Raw genomic sequence first — 6,557 nt, 5'->3', positions numbered from 1 at the left:
GAAGGAAGTCCGGGGGACTTCCGTAGCTCGGCCAGACGACGCAGCTTATGCAATCGCGTCAGCGATTGCGGCACAAAGTTTAAAGCAGGGGCGGCGGGATCAATCCCGCCGCCCCTGCTTTTACGCTTTACACCTCTGCGTGCCCCTCCGCCAGTTGGCCCCTGCGCCCCTGTGCCTCCCCAGGAACAGCCGGATGCGCCAGGTGAGCTTGTACGCCGACGGGATGAAGACCATCGCCAAAGAGCCGCCCGCCAGCAGCCCGCCGATGGCGACCACCGCGATGGGAAGCTTCATCTCGGCCCCGCGTCCCGTCGAGAGCAGGGGGATCAGGGAGACGACAGACGTGACGACCGCCATGACCAGGGACTTGAAGCGCACCACGCAGGCCTCCTCGATGGCCTCGTAGGGGTGCTTGCCCTGCCCCCTCAGGACCTCGGCGTAGTCCACGATGACGATGGCGTTGTTGACCACCATGCCCACCAGCATGATCATGCCGATGATGGCGAAGATCGAGATGTTGACGCCCGTGACGATCAGGGCCGGCACCACGCCGATGGCCGCCATGGGCACCGTGAAGAGGATAATCGCCGCGTAGGTCCAGGACTCCAGGATGGCCGCCACCACCAGGTAGGTGATGACGATGGCGATGACGAGGGTGCGGATCAGCTCGGCGAACTCCTCCGCCATGTCCTCGGCCTCGCCGCCGAAGGAGATCGTGACGCCCTCGGGCAGGGTCATGGCGTCCGTTATCTCCTTCATGCGCGCGTTGCCCTCGCCCGTCGTGATGTAGCGCACGCGGCCCGTCACGGGCACGATGCGGACGCGGTCCTTGCGCTGAATCTCCGTCGGCGCGTCGCCCCAGACGACGTTCGCCATCTCGTCGAGGGGCACCAGGCCGTTGCCCGTCATGACGGGCAGCTCATGCACCTTGAAGATGTCCCCGGCCTTCTCCCGGCTGAGCCGCGCCTTGATATCGTACTCGTAGCCGTCCTGGCGGAACTTTCCCGAATTCATGCCGATGAGGTAGCCGCGGACGATGCGCGCCAGATCCGCAATGTTGAGCCCCAGGGGCGAGAGGCGCCAGCGGATGGGCTCCACCCGAAGCTCCGGCTTGCCCAGCTCCATTCCGATCGCGAGGTCGCGCACGCCCGGCACCTTGCGCCCGCGGGCGCGAATCTCCTCCGCCACCGAGTACAGCACGTTCAGGTCCGTCCCCCTGACCTCGATGGAGATGGGGTCGCTGAAGCCGGCGCGGGTTGCCGAAACGGAGTACTCCACGCCGGGAAGCGTCGCAAGGAAGGGACGGATGCGGTCCGCGATCTCCTGGGTGGAGGGCCGCCCCTCCTCCGCGTTGACGAGGTAGAGGCTGACGTTCGCCTCGTTCAAGGCCTGGCTGCGCATGGACCCCGCCACGCTCGAGACGACGCTGCGAATCCACTTGCGGTCCTCCATCCCCTCGATGAAGGCCTCGACCTGCTCCAGGACGTCCCGCGTCCGGGTGATGGAGGCGTTGTTGTCAAGCGTCACCAAGATGCGGATCGTTCCGTCGTCCGACTCCGGCATGAACTGGGTTCCGACGAAGCCGCCCAGCTTCAGCGAGCCCCAGGTCATCAGGAGCACCAGGAGGACTGTGGAGGCCGGGAACCGCATGGCCCCCTTCAGCAGGAGGACGAAGAGGTCGCGGAACCCGTCGAAGAGCCAATTCCACCACCCCGTCAGGATGCGGCCCATGAGGGGCAGCTCCGCGTCACCCTCCTGGCGCCTGATGCGCGCCGCCATGCAGGGCGTGACGGCCATCGTCACCCACAGCGAGAAGATCGTGGCGTAGACGATCGTGACGGCGTAGGGCCTCAGGAACTGGCCCGAAATCGTGTTCATCATGGCCACGGGCATGAACACGCCGAGGTTCGTCAGGACGCCCGCCAGGACGGAGACCGATATCTCCACCGTCCCGTCCTCCGCCGCCTTGAAGGGGTCGCAGCCCATGTCGCGGTAGCGGTAGATGTTCTGGATGATGAGGATGGCGTTCATCACCAGCGTGCCCATGGAGAGAGCCAACCCCAGGGTGCTCATCAGGTTCAGCGTGTAGCCGTACATCTGGAGCGGCACGAAGGTGGCCGCGAAGGCCACGGGCATGGAGCAGGCCACGATGAAGGTGGCCGACAGGCGCCCAAGGAAGAGGTAGATCACCAGGGCCGTCAGCAGGATGCCGATGCCCGTGTCCCGCACGATGTTCTTGACGGCGGACTCCACGTAGGAGGTGTCGTCCTGGGTGTACTCGTAGGTGAAGGCGGGGTAGTCCCTCATCAGGCGCGCCAGCTGGCGCTTGATCTCCGCGCCGGCCTTCACGACGTCCGCGTTGGAGCTGGGGCTGACGCGCAGCAGCACCACGGGGCTGCCGTTGGCGCGGGCGAGGCTGCGCTGGTCCACCTCCGCATCCACCACCTGCCCCAGCATGGAGAGCCGCACCGGCTCTCCCCTGGAGGTGGGGATCAGGATGTTCTCCAGCTGCTCCACGTCGTTGAACTCGCCCACCAGGCGCAGGGATATCTCGTCCTGCCTCTGGGTGACGTAGCCGGTGGGCGTGGTCTGGTTGTTGGCCGCCACCACGTTGCAGACCTGGAGGTAGTTGATGCCGTACTCGTTGAGCGCCGAGGGGTCCAGCAGTATCTGGATCTGGCGGTCCCGGCCTCCGGAGACGTAGGCCTGCCCCACGCCCTCGACGCGCGACACGATGGGCTGGATGCGGTCCTCGATGATTTTCTTCGCCGCCTTCTCCGGCATGGAGTCCGCGGCAAAGGCGACGGTGAGGAAGGGCTGAGAGCTGATGTCGAACTTCATGCAGACGGGCTCGTCCGCGCCGTCCGGGAGGTCCGGGATTGCCGCCTTGACCTCGTTGTTGACGTTCAAGAGCGCCAGGTCCTGATTCGTCCCGGACTCCATCTCCACGGCGATCATGGACACGCCGTCCTGGGAGTAGCTGGTGAGGGACTTCAGGTTGTCCACGTCGGCCAACTCGTCCTCGATCCTCTTGGTCACCAGCTGTTCGATCTCGTTGGGGCCTGCGCCGTCGTAGGTGGTCCGCACCAGGACGAAGGGCAGCTCCACGTCCGGGTAGAGCGTCACGCCTAGCGTGAAGTAGCTGCTGACGCCCAGCAGGACCCAGACGACCACCGAACAGGCCGTGAAAACGGGGTGGTAGATGCAGAAGCGGACAAAACTTCTCATGGTGTGAGCCTCGTCCCCCCTACATCTTCTGAGCCCCGCCGGGCGCGTCCCGCGTGATGGCGGCGCCCTCGTAAAGCACGCGGCTGCCGCTGACGATCAGTTCGTCGCCCGCCTTGAGCCCCGAGGTGACCACCACGCGGCCCTCGCGCCCGTCGCCCGTGGTGATGGGGACGCTGTGGGCCACGTCGCCCGACGCCAGGTACACGGCCTGGCCGCCGCTGCGGTAGATCACGACGTTGGAGGGGATGACGATGACGCCCGGCTGATGGTCCACCAAAAAAGCGCCCCTCGAGGTAGGAGCCCGGCAGGATGCCGCTCTTCTCCGGCAGGCCGACGACGACGGGGTACAGGCCCGACCCCGTCTGGGCTTCGGGGCTCGTGCGCTTCACCCAGCCCGCGCTCCGCACGCCATCGACGTAGACGTCCACGGAGGTGTTCCTGTTGATCTTGAAGATGTCCTTCTTGGAAACCATGAGCTCGGCCTCCATCTCCCGCGGGTCCACGATGGCGATGAGGGTCATCCCCGCCTCCGCCACCTCGCCCGCCTCCACGTTGCGCGCGGCCACGATGCCCTCGATGCTGGCCTTCAGCTCCGTGCGCTGCAGGGTGGACTGGGAGCTCTTCAGCTGCGCCTCGGCGGACTTCAGCGTCGCGTAGGCGGAGTCCACCTCGGACTGCGAGATTCCGCCCTTGGCGTGCAGCTCCTTCAGCCGGTTGTAGTTCAGCTTCGCCTCGTCGTAACCCGTGAGCTGCGCCTGCACCCTGGCCCCACGGTCCGCCACCATGAGGGTGACCACCGTCTGCCCCGGCTTGACGCGATCCCCCACCTGCACGTGGACCGCGCGCACGATCTCGCGTTCGTAGGCCGTCACGTTCTGGGTGTGGGCCGACTTGCCCTGCCCGTAGTAGCTCCGCCACGTGTTCCAGTCGGAGGTCTTCAGGACCTCCGTCGTGACGGGATAGACGGTCTCCGTCTCGCGCTCCAGGGAGCGCAGGTTCGCCTCCGCCTGTTCCATCTTCGCCATGACCTGGACGGTCACCAGCGTCCCCACCATCGCCAGGGCCCCGACCCACAGCAGCACCCGCACCTTATTCAGAACGCCCATCAAGTTCCTCCACATACGCGCAATCACTCCTTATCCTGCAAAGCTCATGGAGCCCGACCGGAGCGACAGAACCGCCCCTTCCTCCGCCGCTCTCCAGCGCTCGACGACTCCGCCCGCCCCGACCTCGCCCGCGCTCAACACCCGCAGCGCCAGGTCCTGCATGAGGGCAAGGTAGCGGTGGGACCGCTCCACCCGCTCCGCGGCGGGAAGCGCCATGAACGACCGGACGTCGGCCCCTAAGATCGAAACGCAGAGGGCCTTGCCGATCGACCGCATCACGTTCATGAGAGGGCCTACGCCGAGGTCGCTTCGCACGAGGCCCAGCTCCTGTCCCCGCCGGATCAGCGCCTCTTTGCGCCGGAACAGGTGAAGCAGGGAGCCGTGGAGCATCCGTCCCTCGCCGTCCCCGATCCCACACTCCCCCAGGGAGAGCATCATGATCTGCCCAAGCTCCGGGTTGTCCGCGAAGAAGTCGAACTCGCGCTCCTGCTCCTCCCACAGGGCCGGCCAGTACTCGTCCTCCGTCTCCGGCAGCGGCCGCTCCGGCAGCGCCCGCAGGGCGCGCTCCCCAATGTCCTGAAGCACCATGTCCAGCAGCGCGCCCTTGTTCTCGAAGTAATAGTAAACGGTTCCCTTGCTGACGCCGGACCGTTCGATGATCCGGTTGAACGAAGCGTTCTCAAGCCCGTGCTCGTTGAACTCGCCGACGGCTGCATCGATCAGCGCCTGGCGTTTCTCCTCACTCAACCCGTCGCGCCTCGAAATAGCCTCCACCTCCCCCACTCCACTCGCCGAAGAACGGCATCCTAATCAAAAGCGGTCTCACCACTCTCACCCTTCCCGTCCCAACCCAAGGCCCATCGGCCCAACCGGTCGTTTCGACCGAGTGGTCCAACCACTGGGTTGTACGATTATACTGTTTTTCGATCAAAGGTCAACGGGTCCTGAGGCCCATATGGGGACAGCGGCTGCGCGCTCCGCACGGCAGCGTCGCCGGCGCCCGGTTCACGAAGGGCAAGGGCAGCGCGGTGGTGCGACCGCTCCGGGCGGGGGGAGGACCGACATCGACCGCCAGTTCCTTGCTGCGACTGATGTTTTGCTATACAATAACGGGCGGATGAAGCGGCCGTTCAGGTTTCGGAGGACCAGGGACTTTATGTCCCCTCCAGACCGCCGGCCGCACAAAACGTCAGGAGGCAGACCAATGCAGGAAAAGGACGTCAAACAAACGGGAGCGGCCGTCTTTCCGCTGACTGCGACGGAGGCGGACGACCTCGCCGCGATCGTCGAGCGCATCGGGGCCGACCCCCGATCGCTGCGCTACCTTGGCCCCAAGCGGCGGGTGCTGCACCTCTTCGTGCCCGAGGCGGACTACCGCGCCGCGGCGTTCCTCAAGCAGGAGCTTCTGGCCCGCGGGGGCGACGCCGTCGTCGCGCGGGGCGTCATCGACGGGACGTGTAAGACCAGCGGGGTCCTCTTGATGGGGACGGACTCTCAGATCGACCGGCTGCTGCAAAAACTCGAATCCCTGGACTGCTGGGGGCTTCCGGAGCTCCGGGCGGCGCTGTCCTCCGCCGTCCGGGGGCTGAGGGCCGACCGATGGCGCCTCGCCCTGCCCGGCGGGCGCAGCCTCGAACTGAACCGCGAGACGAAGGTCATGGGCATCCTGAACCTCACGCCGGACTCCTTCCACCCGGCAAGCCGCGTCGACGGCACGGAGGACCTGCTGCGCCGGGGCCAGGAGATGCTCGCGGACGGCGCGGACGTCCTGGACCTGGGGGCGGAGTCCACCCGCCCTGGCTCCCTTCCCGTCTCCGAGAAGGATGAGCTGGAGCGCCTCCTGCCCGCGCTTCGGGTGCTGCGGCGCGCCTGCCCGGACGCCGTGATCTCTGTGGATACCTACAAGGGGGCCGTGGCCCGCGCGGCGGCGGAGGAGGGAGCGGACGTCATCAACGACGTGGGCGGCTTCCTCCTGGACGAGGCCATGCTGCCCTGCGCGGCCGCTACGGGCCTGCCCTACATCCTCTCCCACATCAAGGGGCGTCCCTCCACCATGCAGGACGTCCCGCCCAGCGAGGACCTGATGACGGAGCTCCACCTCTACTTCGAGGAGCGGCTTCGCGCCGCGGAAGCGGCGGGCCTGAGCCGGGACCGCATCATCCTGGACCCCGGCATCGGGCTCGGCAAGGGCGGTCAGGAGAACCTGACCCTCCTCAAGGAACT

The 6,557-nt window shown here is 66.5% G+C and carries 4 protein-coding genes; 1 reads left to right on the top strand and 3 read right to left on the bottom strand.

Annotated elements, in window-relative coordinates; all coding sequences use genetic code 11:
* Positions 1-120: 120 nt before the first annotated feature.
* The 3 genes from SY1_RS11860 to SY1_RS11850 are packed head-to-tail and all read right to left on the bottom strand — an operon-like array spanning position 121 to position 5,081.
* Complete coding sequence (locus SY1_RS11860) at positions 121-3,228, bottom strand: efflux RND transporter permease subunit (protein WP_015557164.1); 3,108 nt, start codon at positions 3,226-3,228, stop codon at positions 121-123.
* Positions 3,225-4,334: an efflux RND transporter periplasmic adaptor subunit gene (locus SY1_RS11855; protein ID WP_208873880.1), complete on the bottom strand. Its 1,110-nt coding sequence runs from the start codon at positions 4,332-4,334 to the stop codon at positions 3,225-3,227. The genes SY1_RS11860 and SY1_RS11855 overlap by 4 nt, the downstream gene beginning before the upstream one ends.
* A gap of 30 nt (positions 4,335-4,364) precedes the next feature.
* Positions 4,365-5,081 carry a TetR/AcrR family transcriptional regulator gene (locus SY1_RS11850; RefSeq protein WP_208873879.1) on the bottom strand — a complete coding sequence of 239 codons (717 nt, stop codon included), beginning with the start codon at positions 5,079-5,081 and terminating at the stop codon, positions 4,365-4,367.
* Between the two features lie 457 nt (positions 5,082-5,538).
* Here SY1_RS11850 and folP point away from each other — a divergent pair.
* Positions 5,539-6,557, top strand: a 1,019-nt coding sequence (folP, locus tag SY1_RS11845) for a dihydropteroate synthase (protein ID WP_208873878.1), incomplete at its 3' end; no start/stop codon positions are given.

Origin of the sequence: Fretibacterium fastidiosum (genome assembly GCF_000210715.1) — a bacterium.
Taxonomy (GTDB): Bacteria; Synergistota; Synergistia; order Synergistales; family Aminobacteriaceae; genus Fretibacterium; species Fretibacterium fastidiosum.
Note: the sequence above shows the minus strand (reverse complement) of the source record. Positions and strands in the feature narration are given on the sequence as shown.